General features: G+C 70.2%; 16 protein-coding genes. 1 reads left to right on the top strand and 15 read right to left on the bottom strand.

Translation table 11 applies throughout. The features are described from left to right. Positions 1-31: 31 nt before the first annotated feature. The 15 genes from guaB to EAS64_RS17110 form a co-directional block, all read right to left on the bottom strand. The gene (guaB, locus tag EAS64_RS17180; RefSeq protein ID WP_145854003.1) at positions 32-1,519 is read right to left on the bottom strand and encodes an IMP dehydrogenase; all 1,488 of its coding nucleotides are present in this window, start codon (positions 1,517-1,519) and stop codon (positions 32-34) included. A 617-nt stretch (positions 1,520-2,136) separates the two neighbouring features. Further along, entirely contained in the window at positions 2,137-3,753 is a 1,617-nt protein-coding gene (groL, locus tag EAS64_RS17175; protein WP_145854002.1) for a chaperonin GroEL, read from the bottom strand. Positions 3,754-3,843: 90 nt separating this feature from the next. Continuing rightward, positions 3,844-4,152: a co-chaperone GroES gene (groES, locus tag EAS64_RS17170; RefSeq protein ID WP_145854001.1), complete on the bottom strand. Its 309-nt coding sequence runs from the start codon at positions 4,150-4,152 to the stop codon at positions 3,844-3,846. Between the two features lie 244 nt (positions 4,153-4,396). Then, positions 4,397-5,971 carry a glutamine-hydrolyzing GMP synthase gene (gene guaA, locus EAS64_RS17165; RefSeq protein ID WP_187365974.1) on the bottom strand — a complete coding sequence of 525 codons (1,575 nt, stop codon included), beginning with the start codon at positions 5,969-5,971 and terminating at the stop codon, positions 4,397-4,399. Between the two features lie 45 nt (positions 5,972-6,016). Beyond that, positions 6,017-7,042: a LacI family DNA-binding transcriptional regulator gene (locus EAS64_RS17160; RefSeq protein ID WP_222849374.1), complete on the bottom strand. Its 1,026-nt coding sequence runs from the start codon at positions 7,040-7,042 to the stop codon at positions 6,017-6,019. A 76-nt stretch (positions 7,043-7,118) separates the two neighbouring features. Then, positions 7,119-8,558 carry a rhamnulokinase gene (locus EAS64_RS17155; RefSeq protein WP_145853999.1) on the bottom strand — a complete coding sequence of 480 codons (1,440 nt, stop codon included), beginning with the start codon at positions 8,556-8,558 and terminating at the stop codon, positions 7,119-7,121. A gap of 11 nt (positions 8,559-8,569) precedes the next feature. Then, positions 8,570-8,839, bottom strand: coding sequence for a helix-turn-helix domain-containing protein (locus tag EAS64_RS17150; RefSeq protein ID WP_145853998.1), 270 nt, complete (start codon positions 8,837-8,839; stop codon positions 8,570-8,572). A gap of 19 nt (positions 8,840-8,858) precedes the next feature. Next, complete coding sequence (locus tag EAS64_RS17145; protein ID WP_246115731.1) at positions 8,859-10,913, bottom strand: bifunctional aldolase/short-chain dehydrogenase; 2,055 nt, start codon at positions 10,911-10,913, stop codon at positions 8,859-8,861. A gap of 5 nt (positions 10,914-10,918) precedes the next feature. Continuing rightward, positions 10,919-12,085, bottom strand: a complete 1,167-nt coding sequence (rhaI, locus tag EAS64_RS17140; RefSeq protein ID WP_145853996.1) for an L-rhamnose isomerase — start codon at positions 12,083-12,085, stop codon at positions 10,919-10,921. Between the two features lie 52 nt (positions 12,086-12,137). Continuing rightward, a complete protein-coding gene (locus EAS64_RS17135; RefSeq protein WP_145853995.1) occupies positions 12,138-12,452 on the bottom strand; it encodes an L-rhamnose mutarotase in 315 nt (104 codons plus the stop codon). 266 nt (positions 12,453-12,718) lie between these two features. Then, the gene (rhaS, locus tag EAS64_RS17130; RefSeq protein ID WP_145853994.1) at positions 12,719-13,849 is read right to left on the bottom strand and encodes a rhamnose ABC transporter substrate-binding protein; all 1,131 of its coding nucleotides are present in this window, start codon (positions 13,847-13,849) and stop codon (positions 12,719-12,721) included. A gap of 102 nt (positions 13,850-13,951) precedes the next feature. Then, positions 13,952-14,992: an ABC transporter permease gene (locus tag EAS64_RS17125; RefSeq protein ID WP_145853993.1), complete on the bottom strand. Its 1,041-nt coding sequence runs from the start codon at positions 14,990-14,992 to the stop codon at positions 13,952-13,954. Continuing rightward, positions 14,985-16,046: an ABC transporter permease gene (locus tag EAS64_RS17120; RefSeq protein ID WP_145853992.1), complete on the bottom strand. Its 1,062-nt coding sequence runs from the start codon at positions 16,044-16,046 to the stop codon at positions 14,985-14,987. The genes EAS64_RS17125 and EAS64_RS17120 overlap by 8 nt, the downstream gene beginning before the upstream one ends. Beyond that, a complete protein-coding gene (locus tag EAS64_RS17115) occupies positions 16,043-17,620 on the bottom strand; it encodes a sugar ABC transporter ATP-binding protein (protein WP_439333605.1) in 1,578 nt (525 codons plus the stop codon). The genes EAS64_RS17120 and EAS64_RS17115 overlap by 4 nt, the downstream gene beginning before the upstream one ends. Positions 17,621-17,851: 231 nt before the next feature. After that, positions 17,852-19,192, bottom strand: coding sequence for a hemolysin family protein (locus EAS64_RS17110; RefSeq protein WP_246115730.1), 1,341 nt, complete (start codon positions 19,190-19,192; stop codon positions 17,852-17,854). A 73-nt stretch (positions 19,193-19,265) separates the two neighbouring features. On the opposite strand from EAS64_RS17110, the gene galK reads away from it, so the two are divergent. Further along, positions 19,266-20,396 carry a galactokinase gene (galK, locus tag EAS64_RS17105; RefSeq protein WP_246115729.1) on the top strand — a complete coding sequence of 377 codons (1,131 nt, stop codon included), beginning with the start codon at positions 19,266-19,268 and terminating at the stop codon, positions 20,394-20,396. The last annotated feature ends 17 nt before the right edge of the window (positions 20,397-20,413 follow it).

Below are 20,413 nucleotides of genomic sequence, written 5' to 3'. Positions count from 1 at the left end.
TGCTCTGTTCCTGGTCGGAGGTACTTACGGCTTACTTACGGCCGGAGTAGTTCGGAGCCTCAACCACCATCTGCACGTCGTGCGGGTGGCTCTCCTTCAGGCCCGCCGCCGTGATCTGGATGAACCGCGCCTCCTGAAGCTCGGCGATGGTCCTGGTGCCGCAGTACCCCATCGCCGCGCGCAGCCCCCCGACCAGCTGGTCGGCGACCGCGGCGAGCGGGCCGCGGTACGGCACCTGGCCCTCGATGCCCTCGGGGACCAGCTTGTCCTCGCGGAGCACGTCGTCCTGGAAGTAGCGGTCCTTGGAGTAGGACTTGCCCCGCTCCCGGTTGCGCATCGCGCCGAGCGAGCCCATGCCCCGGTACATCTTGTACTGCTTGCCGTTGATGAAAACCATCTCGCCCGGGCTCTCCTCGCAGCCTGCGAGCAGACTGCCGAGCATGACACTGTCCGCGCCCGCGGCGATCGCCTTGGCGATGTCGCCGCTGTACTGCAGGCCGCCGTCGCCGATCAGCGGGACGCCGGCCGGCTTGGCGGCCTTGCTCGCCTCGTAGATCGCCGTCACCTGCGGCACGCCGACGCCGGCCACCACGCGGGTAGTGCAAATGGACCCCGGTCCGACGCCCACCTTGACGCCGTCCACGCCCGCGTCGATCAGCGCCTGCGCGCCGTCTCTCGTCGCGACGTTGCCGCCGATCACCTCGACGTCGGTGTTGGCCTTGAGCTGCCTGATCATGTCGAGCACGGACTGGGCGTGGCCGTGGGCGGTGTCCACGATGAGGAAGTCGACATTGGCCTCGATCAGCGCGTGGGCGCGGCCCTTGGCGTCCTCGCCGACGCCCACCGCGGCGCCGACCACCAGGCGGCCGCTCTCGTCCTTGGTGGCGTGCGGGAACTTCTCGCTCTTGGTGTAGTCCTTGACGGTGATCAGCCCGCGCAGGTGCCCGGCGTCGTCGATCAGCGGCAGCTTCTCGATCTTGTGCTCCTTGAGCAGCGCGAGCGCCTTTTCCGGTGCGACCCCGACCGGGGCGGTGACCAGGGGCATCCTGGTCATCACGTCCTTGACCTGTCGCGACAGGTCGGTCTCGAACCTTATGTCCCTGTTGGTAACGATGCCGACGAGCGTGCCGTCCTCAGTGGTCACCGGGACGCCGGAGATCCGGTAGTGCGCGCAGAGCCGCTCCACGTCCGCCAGCGTCGCCTCCGGGCCGCAGGTCACCGGGTCGGTGACCATCCCGGCCTCCGAGCGCTTGACCAAGTCCACCTGCTGCGCCTGCTCCTCGACGGACAGGTTCCTGTGCAACACGCCGACGCCGCCGTGCCGTGCCATCGCGATCGCCATCCGCGCCTCGGTCACCGTGTCCATAGCGCTGGAGACGAGCGGCATGCGCAGGCTGTACTTGCGGGTGATCCTGGTGCTGGTGTCCGCCTCGCTTGGCATCAGCTCCGAATGAGCCGGCAGGAGCAGCACGTCATCGAAGGTCAGGCCTGGCGGGGAAAACTTCGGTGTCTCCGTCATCAGTGATGCCCTCACGGCTCGTCGCTGCCCTCGTCGTCGGGAAACTGTGAAGCAGCAGGTAACGGTGGGATGGATCCATCCTAGCCAACTCGCTCGCCGCGCTCCGCCTTCCGGCTCGCGGCGTGGCATCGCTCACTCCGTGGGGTTGCGCGGCCGACACGGCGGATCAAACCCGGACAAGAGACAACCCAAGGGCATCGAGCAGAGTCACATAAGTCGATGGGCGGTACGGGACCGGACCTAAAGGAGCTTCTGGTGGGACTCAAGGCCTTGGCGATTGCTGTTGGAACTGTTGCGTTCATGGGTGCCAGCGTGGGTGTGGCCGCGGCGTCCCCGGCGTCCCCGGCGGGGGCGGCGTTCACCTCCAACTAGCCCCCTGAGACGCGAACGCGGGCCGCACCGTCTCCGTGCGGCCGGCTTTCGTTCCCTGTCAACTGGGCAATCGCCGGGATTGCTGTGGGCTTGCGGGAGTAACGGGGCGGGGATGGTGCTGGTCTTGATCTTTGCCGGAGCGGCACCGCCCCGGATACACGGTGAAATGGCGAATGCGGGGCGCGCGGTTGCCCGTGCGCCCCGCATTCGGGGTTAAAGCGGGTAAAGCAGCCGGCCTAGCCGAGTTAGTGGCTGTGGCCGTGGCCGTGGCCGTCGGCGGCCGGCGCCTCTTCGGCCGGCTTCTCGACGACCAGGGTCTCGGTCGTCAGGAGCAGGCCGGCGATCGAGGCGGCGTTCAGCACCGCGGAGCGGGTTACCTTGACCGGGTCGATGACACCCTGCGCGATCAGGTCGCCGTACTCGCCGGTGGCGGCGTTGTAGCCGTGCCCGGCGGGCAGCTCGGCGGTCTTGGCGACTATGACCGAGCCCTCCTGGCCGGCGTTGAGCGCGATCCAGCGGGCCGGCTCCGACAGCGCCTTCTTGACGACGGTGACGCCCGTCGCCTCGTCGCCGGTCTTGCCGAGGTCGTCGAGGTCGGCCGCGATGTGCACGAGCGCGGCGCCGCCGCCGACGATGATGCCCTCCTCGATCGCGGCGCGCGTCGCGGAGATGGCGTCCTCGAGACGGTGCTTCTTCTCCTTGAGCTCGACCTCGGTGGCCGCGCCCGCACGAAGCACGCACACGCCGCCGGACAGCTTGGCGAGGCGCTCCTGGAGCTTCTCGCGGTCCCAGTCGGAATCGGTCGCGTCGATCTCGGTCTTGATCTGGCGGATCCGCTCCTGGATCGCCACCGAGTCGCCGGCGCCGTCCACGATCGTGGTGTTGTCCTTGGTGACCACGATGCGGCGGGCGCTGCCGAGCGCGTCGAGGCCGACAGACTCCAGCTTGATGCCGAGGTCGTCGGTGACGAGCGTCGCGCCGGTGAGCGTCGCGATGTCGGCCAGCATGGCCTTGCGGCGGTCGCCGAAGCCCGGGGCCTTCACCGCGGCGATGTTCAGCAGGCCGCGGATCTTGTTGACGACGATGGTGGCGAGTGCCTCACCCTCGACGTCTTCGGCGATCACGAGCAGCGGCTTCTTGGTCTGCGCGACCTTCTCGAGCAGCGGCAGGAAGTCCGCCATCGAGGAGATCTTGGCCTGGTTCACCAGGACGTAGGCGTCCTCGAGAACGGCCTCGAGCCGCTCCTGGTCGGTGATGAAGTACTGCGAGATGTAGCCCTTGTCGAACTGGAGGCCCTCAGTGAACTCCAGCTCGAGGCCCATCGTCGGCGACTCCTCGACGGTGACCACACCGTCCTTGCCGACCTTGTCGAACGCCTCGGCGATCAGCTCGCCGATCTTGGCGTCCTGCGCGGAGATGGTCGCGACGTGCGCGATCTCCTGCTGCTCGGTCACCTCGCGGGCGGACTTGAGCAGCCGCTCCGACACCTCGGCGGCGGCCGCGTCGATGCCGCGCTTGAGGTCCATCGGGTTGGCGCCGGCGGCCACCGAACGGAGGCCGAGGTGCACCATCGCCTGGGCGAGCACGGTGGCGGTGGTGGTGCCGTCACCGGCGATGTCGTTCGTCTTGGTGGCGACTTCCTTGGCGAGCTGCGCGCCGAGGTTCTCGTACGGATTCTCCAGCTCGATCTCCTTGGCGACGGTGACGCCGTCGTTGGTGATCGTGGGAGCGCCCCACTTCTTGTCGATGACGACATTGCGGCCGCGCGGGCCGAGCGTCACCTTCACGGTGTCGGCGAGCTTGTCCACGCCACGCTCAAGGTGGCGGCGGGCGTCCTCGTCGAACTCCAGGATCTTGGGCATTGACTTACCTCAACCTACGGTTGGATTCAGGTATCGGACGCCGACGGGCCCCCGGCCGCTGTGGGCAGCCGAAGGCCCGCAGACGAATAACTACTTCTCGATGACCGCGAGCACGTCGCGGGCCGAGAGCACCAGGTACTCCTGGCCCGAGTACTTGACCTCGGTGCCGCCGTACTTGCTGTACAGCACAACGTCGTCGACCTGAACGTCGACCGGGATGCGCTTGCCGGACTCGTCGAAACGGCCCGGACCAACCGCGAGGACCTTGCCCTCCTGGGGCTTCTCCTTCGCGGTGTCCGGGATGACAAGCCCGGACGCGGTGACCTGCTCGGCCTCGAGCGGCTGGACCACAATACGGTCCTCGAGCGGCTTGAGAACAACCTTGGTGGCGGTCGTCACGATCTGACCTCCCCCTCCGGAAATGGCTGATGGGTGAGTTGCATATGCGAGGCGACCAGGGGTGGCCTGCCGTCGCGGGTGTCAGACCTGCCTCGTCGCATTAGCACTCTACATGAGTGAGTGCTAATCCCGAACACTAACCGCCCCCGTCGACCGCGTCAACACGAGCCGGCCGACGGCGCGGCTCCCGCCTTCACCTCACGATTTGGCAGCTTGTGCACGCACAACCACGTTGAGCTACTAGCTACTCCCACTCGATGGTGCCCGGCGGCTTGGATGTGACGTCGAGTACCACGCGATTGATCTCGCGGACCTCGTTGGTGATCCGGGTGGAGATTCTGGCGAGCAGGTCGTAGGGCAGCCTGGCCCAGTCGGCCGTCATCGCGTCCTCGCTGGTCACCGGCCGCAGCACCACCGGGTGACCGTAGGTGCGCCCGTCGCCCTGCACGCCGACCGAGCGCACGTCCGCGAGCAGCACCACGGGGCACTGCCACACGGTCTGGTCGACACCGCCCGCGGTCAGCTCGGCGCGGGCGATCGCGTCCGCCTCGCGCAGGATGGCCAGGCGCTGCGCGGTGACCTCGCCGATGATCCTGATGCCGAGGCCGGGTCCGGGGAACGGCTGCCGCCAGACGATCTCAGACGGCAGGCCGAGCTCCTCGCCGACCTTCCGCACCTCGTCCTTGAACAGCCAGCGCAGCGGCTCGACGAGCTGGAACTTGAGGTCGTCAGGCAGCCCGCCCACGTTGTGGTGCGACTTGATGTTGGCCGTGCCGGTGCCGCCGCCCGACTCGACCACGTCCGGGTAGAGCGTGCCCTGGACGAGGAATTCGGTCGACTCGCCGTGCGCGCCCGCGTCGGCGGTGATCTCCCGCGCGGCGCGCTCGAACGCGCGGATGAACTCGCGGCCGATGATCTTGCGCTTGTCCTCCGGGTCGGTGACGCCCTCGAGGGCGGCGAGGAACTCCTGCGAGGCGTCGACGACGTGCAGGTTCACCCCTGTCGCCGCGACGAAGTCCTGCTCGACTTGCTCGGCCTCGCCCTTGCGCAGCAGCCCGTGGTCGACGAACACGCAGGTCAGCCTGTCGCCGATGGCCCGCTGCACGAGCGCGGCGGCGACGGCGGAGTCAACGCCGCCGGACAGGCCGCAGATCGCCCGGCCGCCGCCGATCTGCTCCCTGATTCGCTCGGTCTGCTCCTCGACGATGTTCAGCATCGTCCACGACGGGCGGCAGCCCGCCGCCTCGAGGAACCGGCGCAGGATCTTGGTGCCGTGCTCAGTGTGCATCACCTCGGGGTGGAACTGCACCCCGTAGAACCCGCGCCGCTCGTCCTCGATCGTCGCGGCCGGCGTCGCCGCCGTCTGCGCGGTCACGATGAAGCCGGCCGGCGCGACGGTGGAGGTGTCGCCGTGCGACATCCAGACGTTCAGTTCGGCACCGAGCCCGGCGAGCAGGTGCCCCGGCTCGGGCGCGATGCGCAGCGGCGTGCCGCCGTACTCGGCCGCCCCGGTCCGTTCGACGGTGCCGCCAAGCTCGCTGACCATGACCTGGTGCCCGTAGCAGATGCCGAAGACGGGCACGCCCGCCTCGAACAGGCCCTCGGGCGCGGCGGGCGCGCCCTCGGCGTACACCGAGGCGGGGCCGCCGGACAGGATGATCGCCTTCGGCCGCTTGGCCAGCATCTCGCCGACCGGCATCGTGGACGGCACGATCTCCGAGTAGACGTGGCACTCCCGCACTCGGCGGGCGATCAGCTGGGCGTACTGCGCGCCGAAGTCAACGACCAGAACGGTGTCAAACCCACCAGGTCCGGACACTCCAACCCCTTCCAGCAGGGTGTAACCCCGTGTAAGGGCACAAGTCTAGTTGCCGGGCGGCGGGGCGACGGACTGGCGGACCACGAGCTCCGGCTCGAAGATGACCTGACGGTGCTGATGATCGCCGTCGGCGGCCGCCGACTCCTCGAGGAGCATCCGCGCGGCGGTGTGGCCGAGCTGCTGCCGCGGCTGCCGCACCGAGGTGAGCGGCACTGCCGCCGCGGCCGCGAACTCGATGTCGTCGTAGCCGATGATGGAGATGTCCTCGGGCACCCGGATCTTGTTGCGGGTCATCTCCTGCAGCACGCCGAGCGCGATCAGGTCGTTGGCGCAGAACACCGCGGTCGGCCTGGCCGCCGGGGGGAGCGCGGCGATCTCGCCGCCCGCCTTCTGCCCGGCGGCGACGTTGAGCGCCCCGGCCTCGATCACCGGCAGGCTGTCCGGTGACCTGCCGACCCGCGCGAGCGCCCGGAGCGCCCCTTCACGCCGGTCGGCGACCTGCCGGATTCCCGGCGGGCCGCTGATGTAGACGATGCGCTCGTGGCCGGTGCGCAGCAGGTGCGAGATCGCGAGGTCGCCGCCGAGCACGTCGTCGACCGCGACCGAGCACTGGCCGCGCAGCGGCGAGCGGCTGTCTACGAGGACCACGGTCGTGCCGCGCCGCTGCAGCCTCTCAAGGCGGGGGCCGGCGCCCACCACGGGCGTGATCAGCACCCCCTGGACGCGGTGCTCCTCGAGCAGCTCCAGGTACTGCTTCTCCTTGCGCTCCTGGTCGTCGCTGTTGCACAGGATGACCGCGAGGCCGGCCTTGTTCGCCTCGTCCTCGACACCGCGCGCCAGGTCGGTGAAGAACGGGTTGGCGACGTCGAGCACCACGAGGCCGATCGTGCGGCTCCGCCCGGCGCGCAGCTGACGCGCCGACTCGTTCCGCACGAAGCCGAGTTCCCTGATCGAGGCGTTCACCCGGTCCCGTGTCCGCTGCGCCACGATGTCAGGCTGGTTGAGCACGTTGGAGACCGTGGCGACGGACACCCCGGCGTGGGCGGCGACCTCCCTGATGCTGACCGGCACCGTTTAACCCGATTCTCGAATGGAATGACTGAGCCAAGTGTCGGGTGCGGTATTGGAACGTGTCAAATTCTGCTCCTTAACGCAGACGGCTCGCCACCTCCGCCCAGCCGTGCGTACTAGCCGACGGCATGTAATGGCGTAGCCCGAGGCAGGTGCGGAGCAGTGCCCGCATGCCGTCGAGCGTGCCGGGTGCCGCGCCGAGCGCGCGGGCCTGGACGAGCACGTTGCCGAGCGCGGTGGCCTCGGCGGGCCCCGCGACGACGGGCAGCCCGCACGCGTCGGCGGTCAGCTGGCAGAGCAGCTCGTTGCGCGACCCGCCGCCGACGATGTGCACGACGTCCGCATGCCGTCCGGACAGCTCCTGCGCGTCCCGCAGCGCGCGCCGGTAGGCGAGCGCCAGGCTGTCAAGGACGCACCGGGTCATCTGCGCGGGGGTCGACGGCGCCGGCTGCCCGCGGGCGGCCAGCCAGGACACGATCCGCGCCGGCATGTCTCGCGGCGGCAGGAACACCGGGTCGTCGGCGTCGATGACGAACCGCCCCGGGTCGGCGGCGGCCGCCCCGGCGAGGAGGGATTCGAGGGAGCCGGCCGCCGTTCCCCAGTGCCGCTGGCACTCCTGCAGCAGCCACAGGCCGCTGACGTTGCGCAGGTACCTGATGGTGCCGTCGATCCCCGCCTCGTTGGTGAAGTTGGCCGCCCTGCTCGCCTCGGTGAGCACTGGCGCGGGCAGTTCCATGCCCACCAGTGACCAGGTACCCGAGGAGATGTAGGCGAAGTCCGGCCCGGCGGCGGGCACCGCGACCACCGCGGACGCCGTGTCGTGCGAGCCCACGGCGATCAGCGGCAGCGGCCGCCCGTCGGCGCCTGCGATGCCGTCGGCGAGCACCGGCCCGATCACGTCGCCCGGCTGGCGCAGCGCGGGGAACAGCGCGGGCGAGATCCCGGCGCGCTCCATGATTTCCGTGGCCCAGGTCCGCGAGGTCACGTCGAGCAGCGCGGTCGTCGACGCGTTGGTGACCTCGGCGCCCGCCGTCCCGGTAAGCCAGTACGCCAGCAGGTCGGGGATGAGCAGCAGCGTCCGCGCGGCATCGAGCACGGGCGTGCCAAGCGCGGCGGCGAGCTGGTAAATCGTGTTGAACGGCAGGTGCTGTATCCCGGTCACCGCGTACAGCTCGCCGGCAGGCACCGGGATGCTGATCCGGTCCGTGCGTGAATCCCGGTAGTGCACCGGGTTGCCGAGGAGCGCGCCGGATGCGTCGAGCAGCCCGTAGTCGACTGCCCAGGAGTCGATGCCCGCGCCGCTCAGCGGGTAGCCCGCCGCGGCGTCGCGAAGGCCGGACTCCACCGCTGCGTACAGCCGCAGGATGTCCCAGTACAGGGTGCCCGCGGCCCGCACCGGCTCGTTGCCGAACCGGCTCACCTCGTGCAGCTCCACCAGGTCCGGCGAGACCCGGCCGGCGATCACCCGCCCGCCCGACGCGCCGAGGTCGACGGCGGCGACGGAGACGGTGCTCATCGAAGGCCGGCTCATACCAGGCCTCGCCGCGCCGCCCAGACGACGGCCTCGATGGACGCCGACACGCCGAGCCGTTCGCAGATGCCCTTGATCCGGCGCCGCACGGTCCGTTCCGAGGTGTGCAGCCGCCGCGCCACCGCCTCGAGCGGCAGTCCCCTTGCGAGCAGGCGCAGCAGTTCCAGGTCCTCGCGGCTCAACTCTGCCGCCAGGGATGCCGCCAGCGAACTGGCCGGCTGCGGGCGGGCCGCCAGCGAGGATCTCTCCAGTGCGGGATCAGCCATCGCGCCTGGTGCCCTCCGGTCATCGCAGGAACGCCGCGGCCACCCCCGCGTCGACGGGGATGAGCAGTCCGGTGGTGAGCGGCAGGTCCCCGCCGGTGAGGGCGAACACGGCGGCGGCGATGTGCTCGGGCAGCACCTCCTGCTTGAGCAGGGTGCGCTGGGCGTAGTACGCGCCCAGTTCTTCCTCGGGGACGCCGTAGACGGCTGCGCGCTTGGCACCCCAGCCGCCGGCGAAGATGCCGGAGCCGCGCACGACCCCGTCGGGGTTGATCCCGTTGACCCGCACCCCGATGCCGCCGAGCTCGGCGGCGAGCAGCCGGACCTGGTGCGCCTGGTCGGCCTTGGCGGCGCCGTAGGCGACGTTGGACGGCCCGGCGAACACGCCGTTCTTCGACACGATGTAGATAATGTCGCCGCCCATCCCCTGGGCTTCCATGGCCTTGGCGGCCTCGCGGGAGACCAGGAACGAGCCGCGCGCCATCACGTCGTGCAGCAGGTCCCAGTCGGCCACGGTGGTCTCCGCGAGGGGCTTGGAGATCGACAGGCCCGCGTTGTTGACCACCAGGTCGACGCCGCCGAAGGCGAGCGCCGCGGCGGCGATCGCGGCGGCCACGTCGTCCTCGGCGGTGACGTCGGCGGCCACCGGCACCGCGACATCGGCGGAGCCGATCCCGCCGGCGACCGCCTTCGCCGACTGCGCGTCCCGGTCGGCGACCACGACGCAGGCGCCCTCGGCGGCGAGCCGCCGCGCGGTGGCCCGGCCGATCCCGGACCCGCCGCCGGTGACCAGCGCGATCCGCCCGGCCAGCGGCTTCGGCCTGGGCCGGCGCCGCAGCTTGGCCTCCTCAAGCTCCCAGTACTCGATGCGGAACTTCTCGCTCTCCGCGATCGGCGCGTAGGACGAGATCGCCTCCGCCCCGCGCATCACGCCGATCGCGTTGAGGTAGAACTCCCCCGCCACCCGCGCGGTCTGCTTGTCCGCGCCGTAGCTGAACATGCCGACCCCCGGGACCAGCACGATCGCCGGGTCCGCGCCGCGCATCGGCGGTGAGTCCGGGGTGGCGTACCGCTCGTAATACGCCCGGTACTCCGCCCGGTAGGCCTCGTGCAGCTCGCGCAGCCGCGCGATCACGACCTCAAGCGGCGCGTCCGGCGCCACATCGAGCACCATCGGCCGCACCTTAGTGCGCAGGAAATGATCGGGGCAGGAGGTGCCGAGCGCGGCGAGCGCGGCGAGCTTCTCACTGCCCGCGAACTCGAGCACCGCCGGGTGGTCGCTGTAGTGCCCGAGCTGCGGCTTGTCGGTCGAGGCGAGGCCGCGGATCACCGGGGCGAGGGCGGCGGCCCGTGCCCGGCGCTCGGTCTCCGGCAGCGGCTCGACGACGATCTTCCCGAACGGTTGCGCTGTCCCCCGCTCGTCGATGAACTTCTGCGCGGCGGCGATGATCTCAAGCGAGCGCGCCTCGCACTCCTCGCTGGTGTCTCCCCAGGCGGTGATGCCGTGCCCGCCGAGTATCACCCCGATCGCCCCGGGGTTCGCGGCCTTGATCGCGGCGATGTCCAGGCCGAGCTGGAAGCCCGGGCGCCGCCAGGGCACCCAGGCCACCCGGCCGCCGAAGCACTCGGCGGTCAGCTTCTCCCCGTCGGCCGCGGTCGCGAACGCGATGCCCGCGTCCGGGTGCAGGTGGTCCACGTGCGCCGCCTCGACAAGCCCGTGCATCGCGGTGTCGATCGACGGCGCCGCCCCGCCCTTGCCGAACGCGCAGAAGTCGAACGCGGCGACCATCTCGTCCTCGCGGTCCACCCCCGGATACACACCCACCAGGGCGCGCAGCGCGTCAAGGCGCAGCACGGCCAGGCCCGCCTCGGTCAGCGTACCCAGGTCACCGCCCGAGCCCTTCACCCAGAGCAGCTCCGCCGGCTCGCCGGTCACCGGGTCGACAGCGGCGCCCTTCGCCGAGGTGTTGCCGCCGGCGTAGTTGGTGTTCCGCGGGTCGGCGCCCAGCCGGTTGCTGCGGCCGATCAGCGCGGCGACGGTCTCGTCCGCCGGGGTCTGGTAGGTCGAGTCAGCCACGGTGATCAGGCTCCCCATCCTGCGGCGTTGCCGCCGACTCGTTCGGCGATGATCTTCTCCGCGTACCCCGACGCGAGGTACGCCCGCACCGGGTCCGGTGCCAGCCCCATCTCCTGGCGCAGCTCGGCGAGCAGCGGGCGGACGTCGGTGTTGTAGGCGTCCATCAGCACCGCGTTCGACGCGAGCACGTCCCCGGCAAGCTGTGCGGCGTGCAGCGCGTCCTCATCGAGGAGCAGCGCCTTGGCGACCGCCTCCTGGACATTCATCACCGAGCGGATCTGCGCCGGGATCTTCGGCTCGATGTTGTGGCACTGGTCGAGCATGAACGCCACCCCCGCATCCGGTGCCAGGGCGCCCGCCTTCACCACCTCGTGCATGATGCGGAACAGCTGGAACGGGTCTGCCGCCCCCACCATCAGGTCGTCATCGGCGTAGAAGCGGGAGTTGAAGTCGAATCCGCCGAGCTTGCCCGCCTTGAGCAGCATGGCGACGATGAACTCGATGTTGACGCCGGGCGCGTGGTGACCGGTGTCCACCACGACCTGGGCCTTGGGGCCGAGGGCGGTGCAGTGCAGGAGGGCGGTGCCCCAGTCGGGAATGTCCGTCGTGTAGAACGACGGCTCGAACAGCTTGTACTCCACCAGCATCCGCTGGCCGGGTCCGAGCCGCGCGTACACCGCCGCGAGGGCCTCCGCCATCCGGTCCTGCCGGGCCGCGATGTCGTCCTGGCCGGGGTAGTTGGTGCCGTCGGCGAACCACAGCTTCAGGTCCCTGCTGCCGGTGGCATCCATGATGTCCACGCAGTCGAGCAGGTGCGCCAGCGCCTTCTTGCGTACCTTCGGATCGGGGTTGCACACGCTGCCGAGCATGTAGTCGTCGTCCTGGAACACGTTGGAGTTGACCGCACCGATGGTGATCCCGGCCGCCTTGGCATGCGCGGCGAGCGCGTCGTACTCGGCGACCTTGTCCCACGGGATGTGCACCGCCATCGCCGGCGCCACCCCGGTGTACCGGTGCACCTGCGCGGCGTCGTCGGCCTTCTCGAACGGGTCACGCGGCACGCCTGGCTGGCCGAACACCTTGAACCGGGTCCCGCTGTTGCCGAACGCCCAGGACGGCAGCTCGATCCGATGGTCCTTGAGGGCGTCCTTGACCGCGGTCAGGTCACGCATTTCGGGGTCATCTCCTAAAACGATCTGTGGTGCAGAGCCAGCCCGGGGGCTGCTAGTCGAGGTGGAATATCTCTTTAAGTCGCAGGAACGACTGATCGCGCGGGCCTGCTGCGACGAAGAACCCGGCCATCTCCGCCTGCCATCGGGTGTTGACGTCGGTCGCGGCCATCGCGTCGAGCGCGGCCTGGTAGTCCTCGGTCTCCAGGTAGCCGACGAGCAGCCCGTCGTCCGCCAGGAAGATCGAGTAGTTGCCCCAGCCGGCGGCGGCAAGCGCGGCCCGCATCTCCGGCCAGACGGTTTCGTGCCGTTCGCGGTATTCGTCCAGCCGGTCAGGCCGGACGCGCGAGAGAAAGCAGACGCGCTCCACGCGGGTACCGCCTCCTGTTCTGATGCGCGGGTGGCTGGTGGGTCCAGCGAGCCACGGTGATTCTGGTCTTGTGGCACACAGGGCCAATTCGATCTGGCCCGGTGTGCTCCAGGGCTGGCACGGATGCGGGCTGTGAGGCTGGTGAGGCTGCGGTGGTTTCGCTGGTGCGGCCGCCGCGGCTTCCGGGCTTGCCCCGCCCGGCCGGGTCATCGGCCGGGCGGGGTCAGCCGCAATCGTTGTGGATGGGATTGGACTTTGCCTTGGGGCTAGAAGTTGAACTTGGCGATGTTGGAGGAGTCGAAGACGAAGGGCGGGCCGAGCAGCACGGTGTTGCCCGCGCCGACGGTGTAGCTGCCGAGCTTGCCGGCGCTGAACTGGTCGCCGGAGTTGCCCTTGATCTTGCCGGAGGCCAACTCGACCGCGGCGTAGGCGGCGAGGTAACCGAGGTCGGCCGGGTTCCACAGCTCGAACTGCTTAACCGTGCCGTCCGCGACGTACTTCTTCATCTCGTCCGGGGTGCCGAGGCCGGTGAGCGCGATCTTGCCGCGGTACTTCGCGGTGTCGAGCACGGCGGCGGCGGCGCCGATGCCGACCGTGGTCGGCGAGATGATGCCCTTCAGGTTCGGGTACTGCTGCAGCAGGCCCTGGGTGACCTGGGTGGCGGTGGTGGGGTCGTCATTGCCGTAGACCGTGGAGACGAGCTGCATCTTCGGGTACTTCTTGAGCTCCGTCTTCATGTACCCGATCCAGGCGTTCTGGTTGGTGGCGCTGGCCGCCGCCGACACGATGGCGATCTGCCCGGTCTCGCCGATCTCCTTGGCGAGCACGTCAACCTCGCTGGTGCCGATCTGCGCGGTGGACGCCTGGTTGATGAACATGGACCGGCAGGTCGGGGCGTCGGAGTCGTAGGTGACGACGGTGATGCCCCGGCTCATGGCCGACTTCAGCGTCGGGCACAGCGCGGTCGGGTCGGTGGCGGACACGATGAGCGCGTTGGCGCCCTTGGAGATCGCGGCCTGGATGGCCGGGATCTGCGAGGCCGGGGTGGCGCTCGTGCCGCTGGTCTCGGAGCCGGTCTCGCTGAGCGTCTGCAGCGCGGCGATCGCGCCGCCCGAGTTGGCGCTGTCCGCGGTGGTGAAGTACGAGTTCCCGAGGTTTTTCGGGATCACGAAGACCTTGAGGCCCGTCTTGAGGCCGCCGGTCGCGGCGGCGCTTGATGAGCCGCCCGCCGGAGCGCTCGCGCTGGTGCTCGCCGCGGCCGACGAGGACGAGGCGGCAGGAGCGGAAGAGCTTGGTGCGGTCGAGGTGGTCGATGAGCTTGAACTGCAAGCGGATAGCGCGACCGTGGTCGCGACCGGGAGTGCGAGAGCGAGCCACGTTGCCCGTCTGAGGTGCATTTCCTTGTATCCTTTCAATTCGGTGCTGCAGAGCTTCCAGTAGTCGATTTGGGGTTGGCTGACCGTGTGACCTGGCGGGCTGTGGGGCGCCCGCCCTAGCGGTCAGGCGGCGGGTGGAGTTGCCTGACCAGTGGTCAGGACAGGTGGCGGCACCGAGGTCCGGGCGCCTGGAGTGCGCAGGCCGCGGAGCCATCGGCCGGCGTTCGGCAGGAAAACGCTTGCGAGCAGCAGCACGCCGGTGACGATGCCGGTCGCCTCCTGGTTGAAGTTGGTGAGCAGCAGGGCGTTCTGGATGCCCGCGAAGGCGAGCACCGCGAGCACGACGCCGATCATCGAGCCCTTGCCGCCGAAGATCGACACCCCGGCAAGCAGGACGATGGCGACGACGTTGAGCTCCATGCCGATGCCGTTGTTCTGCACCGCCGTGCTCAGCCGGAACGTCCAGAGCACGCCGGCCAGCGCGCAGACCAGGCCGGAGACCATGTAGAGGATGGTCTTGATCCGCTTCACCCTGATCCCGGCGAACTGCGCCGCCTCCGCGCTCGCGCCCATCGCGTAGATGGACCTGCCGAACGGCGTGGCGTGCAGCACGACGCCGAAGATGATGGCGCCGACGATGAAGATGAGCGTCGACCAGGTCATGTCGTTGCCGGTGAACGGCACCGCGTTGATGCCGAGGTTGGTGTAGGCAGCCGGGAAGTTCGACACCGTGTTGGGGCCGAGCAAGATGGTCGCGACCCCCCGGTACAGCGCGAGCGTGCCGATGGTCACGGCCAGGCTCGGCAGCCGCAGGCGGGTGACGAGCAGCCCGTTGAACGCCCCCGCCGCCACGCCGACGACGGCGACCGCGACGAAGACGGCCGGCATCGGCCAGCCCTTCGACCACAGGTAGCCGAGCAGCGCGCTTGACATGCCGAGGATCGATGCCACCGACAGGTCGATCTCGCCGCTGATGATGATCAGCGTCATCGGCAGCGTCATGATCGCGACCTCGCCGTTGGTCAGGCCGAGGTTGAACAGGTTGTTCCCGGTCAGGAAGTTCGGCGAGGCAGACGAGCCGATGATGGCGATCAGCACCACGACGACGGCGAGTCCGGACTCCCAGCGGAGCGCGGGCCGCAGCCGTTCCGCGAGGTTACTCATGGCGGGTCCTCCGCAGCCGCAGGGCGCTGGTGAGGCGCTCGGTGATGGTCTGGTCGAGTGCGATCGCGAGCAGCAGCAGCGCGCCCCAGATCGCCTGGTCCCAGAACGGTGAGATGCCAAGGACGTACAGCGCCGAGCTGATCGTGGACAGCAGCAGCGCGCCGAGCGCCGCGCCGACAACGCTGCCGCTGCCGCCGAAGATCGCGACGCCGCCGACCACCACGGCGGAGACCACCTGAAGCTCGTAGCCGGTGCCCGCGGTGGAGTTGATCGTGCCGTACTGCGCGCCCCACAGCACGCCGGCGACGCCGGCGATGGCGCCGCTTACCGCGAAGGCGGTGAAGACCCGCCGGCCGACGGGGATGCCGGCCAGCCGGGCCGCCTCCGGGTTGGAGCCGATCGCGTAGAGGTCACGCCCGGAGCGGAAGGTCCGCAGGTAGTACCAGCCGATGGCGACGACCACGGCGACGGCGATGGCCAGCGTGGGGATGCCGGCGATGGTGTCCTTCGGTATGTCAAGGAAGGCGTTGGGCAGTGAGGCCGCGGTCACCTCGTTGCCGCCGACGATGAGAATGTCGATGCCGCGAATGATGTACAGGGTGGCCAGCGTCACCACCAGGCTCGGCACCCGGCCGGCGGCGACCATGATCCCGTTGGCGAGCCCGCAGGCCAGGCCGATGCCAAGGCCGGCGAGGAACACCACCACGATGCTGATCCCCTGATGCTGCGCGAACAGCTGCGTCGACAGGTAGGCGGAGAGCCCGACCACCGAGCCGATCGAGAGGTCGACGTTCCTGCTGATCACCACCATCGTCTCGCCGAGCGCGAGCAGCGCGAAGGTGGCCGTGTCGATGAGGACGAACTGGATGTTCGACAGGTTGAGGAAGCGGGGCTGCACGGCCGTGGTGACGCCGACGAACACGATCAGCACGACCAGGATGCCGGACTCGCGGATACGGAACACCCGCTCGGCCAGTTCGCCTGGCCTGCGGCCGCGATCGGCCGCGCCCTGTTCCGGACGCGCCGGGCGGCCGGGGAGTAGCGCTGTTCTCACTGTGCTCCCTCGCGTCCTGCCGCCTCATGCTGGCCCATCGCCGCCGACATGATGGCCTCCTCGGAGGCGTCCGCGTGGCTGAACTCAGCCACCAGCTCTCCCTCTCGCATCACCAGGATGCGGTCGCTCACCCCGAGCACCTCAGGAAGCTCGGAGGAGATCATCAGCACTCCCACGCCGCTTCTCGCCAGCTCGGTGAGCAGGTGATGGACCTCGGCCTTGGTTCCCACGTCGATGCCCCTGGTCGGCTCGTCGACGATCAGCACGCTCGGCCGCCGGCCGAGCCACTTCGCGAGCACGACCTTCTGCTGGTTGCCGCCGGACAGCGTGGCCACCGGGTCGGCGAGACGGCCGTACTTGATCTTGAGCCTGGCCGCCCAGTCGGCGGCCATCGCGCGCTCGGCCGAGGAGCGGATCAGGCCGCCCTTGCGCAGCCTGCCTAGCGAGGCGAGCGCCACGTTCTGCTGCACCGACATGTCCATGACCAGGCCCTGCTGCCTGCGGTCCTCAGGGACGAACCCGATGCCCGCGGCCATCGCGGCCGTCGGCGCGGCGCGGCGCAGCCGCTGCCCGCCCACCGTGACCTCGCCCGCGTCGTAGCGGTCGATGCCGAAGACGGCGCGCGCCACCTCGCTGCGGCCAGAACCGACCAGGCCGGCCAGCGCGACGATCTCCCCGGCCCGCACGGTCAGCGAGATGTCGGTGAAGACGCCCTCGCGGGTCAGCCTGCTGACGGTGAGCACCGGCTCGCCCGGCGTGCCGGCCCCCGCCTCCGACGGGCGGTCGGCGAGATCCCTGCCGACCATCGCCCGGACCAGGTCCTTGGCGGTCAGCCCGGCGAGATCGCTGGTGAGCACGTGCCTGCCGTCGCGCATCACGGTGGCCCGCTGGCAGATCGCGAAGACTTCCTCGAGGCGGTGCGAGATGAACAGCACCGCGGTGCCCTGCGCCTTGAGCGTGCGCACCACCTCGAACAGCCGGTCCACCTCGGCGGCGGACAGCGCGGCGGTCGGCTCGTCCATGACGATGACCTGGGCGTCGAGCGACAGGGCCTTGCCGATCTCAACCACCTGCTGGTCGGCGATGGACAGGCCGCGGGCGAGCCGGGCCGGGTCGAGCGGCACGCCGAGGCGCTTGAAGGTGACGGCGGCCTCGACCTGCATCGCGCGCCTGTCGATCCGCCGGCCCCCCTTAATCCAGGAGGCAGAGCGCAGCGGCTGGCGGCCGATGAACATGTTCTCGGCGACCGTGAGGTCGGGGAACAGGGTCGGCTCCTGGTAGATCACCGCGATGCCCGCCGCCCGCGCGGCGGCCGGGCCGTGCAGTGTGACCTCCTTGCCGTTCACGGTCAGCGTGCCGGTGTCCGGCTGGTGCACCCCGGCGAGGATCTTCACCAGGGTCGACTTGCCCGCGCCGTTCTCGCCGAGCAGGGCGTGCACCTCACCCGCGCGCAACTGGACCGATCCGTCGATCAGGGCGCGCACCGCTCCGAAGGACTTGGCGGCGTGCTGGAGCTCGAGGATCACCGGTCCCTCGCCGCTCCCAGGCGTGGGTTCGCTTCCCGCAGCGTCCAACGAGCGCACCTCCACGTGCGGCAGGTTCCAGCTTCTGGAACGTTTCAACTTTCCTGTAGTTTTCGCTTGGGCCGGAAAAGTGTCAATGGGGGTCAGGTAACGCGAAACTGAATCGTTATAACCCGTCGAACAGCCTCGGCAGAGGGGGATCAGCAGGCCGGCAGCGGCCGTGCCCGGCGCGGTGCGCGGCGCCCGCGACGGCACGGGGTCCGCGCCGAATCCCGGCCGCGGCTAGTCGGCCGCGGTGCCGGCCGGGCTGTCTCCTGCCAGGTCAGGCTTAGCCTCCTCGGCCGTCGGCTCGGGGACCGGCGTCACCCGCAGCCGGGCGATGCGGCGGCCGTCCATCTCGGTCACCGCGATCGTGTAGCCGGGAATCTGCACCGTGGCGCCGGGCGCGGGCAGTTCGCCGAGGGCGGCGAGCACATAGCCGGCGACCGTCTCGTAGGGGCCCTCGGGGAGCCTGATGGTCGTCTGCTCGGCGAACTCGTCCAGGTTGAGCAGGCCGTCCACGTCGACCTCGCCCTGCGGCAGCTTGGTCGCGGTCGCCTCGCCGTGATCGTACTCGTCCCTGATGTCGCCGATCAGCTCCTCGACGAGGTCCTCGAGGGTGACGATGCCGGCGGTGCCGCCGTACTCGTCGGCCACGATCGCGAGGTGCGCGCGTTCCCGCCGCATCTCCGAGAGGGCAGACAGCACGGTCTTGCTGATCGGCAGGAACTTGACCGGCCGCACCACGTCGTCGACGAGCGCCGTGCGCGGCGGGGCATCGGGGCCGAGCAGGTCCCTGATGTGGACGAAGCCGACAACGTTGTCGTAGGAGCCCAGGTACACCGGGAGACGCGAGTACGGGACGCTGGCGGCGATGCCCGCCGCCTCGCCGACGGTGGTGCCCGCCGCGAGGAACTCGACCTCCGTCCGCGGCAGCAGCACCTCGCGGATCCGCCGCTTCCCCGCGTCGAACACCTCGCCCACGATGCGCCGCTCGTCGGCGCTCAGCGTCTGCGTGCCCGCGACAAGCTCCTTGACCTCCTGCTCGGTCATCGCCTGGCGCCCCTGCCGCGGGTCGCCGCCGAGCAGCCTGACGGTCACGTTGACGGAGACGGACAGCAGCCACACCACGGGGCGGGCCAGGCGGGAGATCACATCGAGCGTCGGCGCGGCGAACAGCGCGATCGGCATGGTGCGCTGCAGCGCCAGGCGCTTCGGCGCCAGTTCGCCGAACACCAGCGTGAGGAAGGTCACGCAGGCTGTCACGATCGCGAACGCGAGCGGGCTCGCCACGTCGTGCGACATGCCCTGGCTGGTCAGCCAGCTACTCAGCAGGCCCGCCAGCGTCTCGGCCCCGTACGCACCAGTCACCAGCGTGGCGAGGGTGGTCCCGATCTGCACGGACGCGAGGAACCGGTTGGGGTCGGAGGCGAGCTTCGCAGCCTTGGCGCCCCGCCTGCCGCGCCGCCCCAGGGACCGCACCTGCCCCTCGCGCAGCGAGACAAGCGCCATCTCGGCGGAGGCGAAGAAGCCGCCGATGGACACGATGACAAGGACGATGACGATGTCCAGGACGACTTTCACGAGTTCTCTCCCGGGGGTAGCCCCCGTTGTCCAGGTTCTCCGGCAAGTCTAGAACCGGTAGCGTATCCGTCCCGTGGAGACTCAAGTCTGGTTCGCGCCAGGGCGGGCCAACCTGATGGGTGAGCACACCGACTACAACGAGGGGTTCGTGCTCCCCTTCGCGCTCGCCCAGGGGGTGACCGCGACCGCCACGGCGCGCGACGACGGGCTGCTCGTGCTGCGCTCCAAGCAGGTGCCAGACGAGACGGTGACCGTGAACCCTGGCTCGCTCGCGCCCGGGTCGGTGACCGGCTGGGCCGCCTACCCGGCGGGCGTCGCCTGGGCGCTCGGCGCCGCCGGCCTCGCCGTGCGCGGCGCGTCCGTCGACGTCGACTCGAACCTGCCGGCGGGCGCCGGCGTGTCGTCGTCCGCGGCGCTCGAGTGCGCGGTGGCACTCGCGCTGTGCTCGCTGTCCGGGATCTCGGTGCCGAGGACCGCGCTCGCCGCGCTCGCCAAGCAGGCGGAGAACGAGTTCGTCGGCGCGCCCACCGGCATCATCGACCAGTCCGCCGCCCTGCTCTGCCAGCAGGGGCACGCGATGCTCCTTGACTGCCAGACCCTTGAGACCACCCAGGTGCCGCTGCGGCCCGCCGCGGCAGGGATTTCTATCCTGGTGATCGACACCCGGGTCACGCACGCCCTGGTGTCTGGCGAGTACGCGGCGCGCCGCGCCGAGTGCGAGGCGGCCGCCCTGGCCCTCGGGGTGCCGTCGCTCGGGCCGCTGGCGCGGACCGACCCGGACGCGGCCCTCGCGGGGCGGCTCGCCGATCCCGTGCTGCGGCGGCGGGCGCGGCACGTGGTCACCGACGGCGCGCGGGCCATGGCGATCGCCGGGGCGCTCCAGGACACCGGAGACGGACGGTCCGGGGATGAAACGTGGCGTGCTATCGGATCGCTGCTCACCGAGGGGCACGCCTCGCTCCGCGACGACTTCGAGGTCTCCTGGCGGGAGGCCGACGTCACCGTGGAGGCCGCCATCGCGGCCGGCGGATACGGCGCGAAGATGATCGGCGGCGGCTTCGGCGGCTCGGTGCTCGCACTCGTCCCGGCCGATCGCGAGGGCGAGATACGCGCCGTGCTTACCGAGACCTACCTCAGCCGCGGCTGGCTCCCGCCCGAGTTCCTCGACGCGGTGCCGTCCCCGGCCGGCCGCAGGCTCTCCTGAGCCAGGCGGGCTCGGCA

Origin of the sequence: Trebonia kvetii, from assembly GCF_007827045.1 — a bacterium.
GTDB lineage: Bacteria > Actinomycetota > Actinomycetes > Streptosporangiales > Streptosporangiaceae > Trebonia > Trebonia kvetii.
Note: the sequence above shows the minus strand (reverse complement) of the source record. Positions and strands in the feature narration are given on the sequence as shown.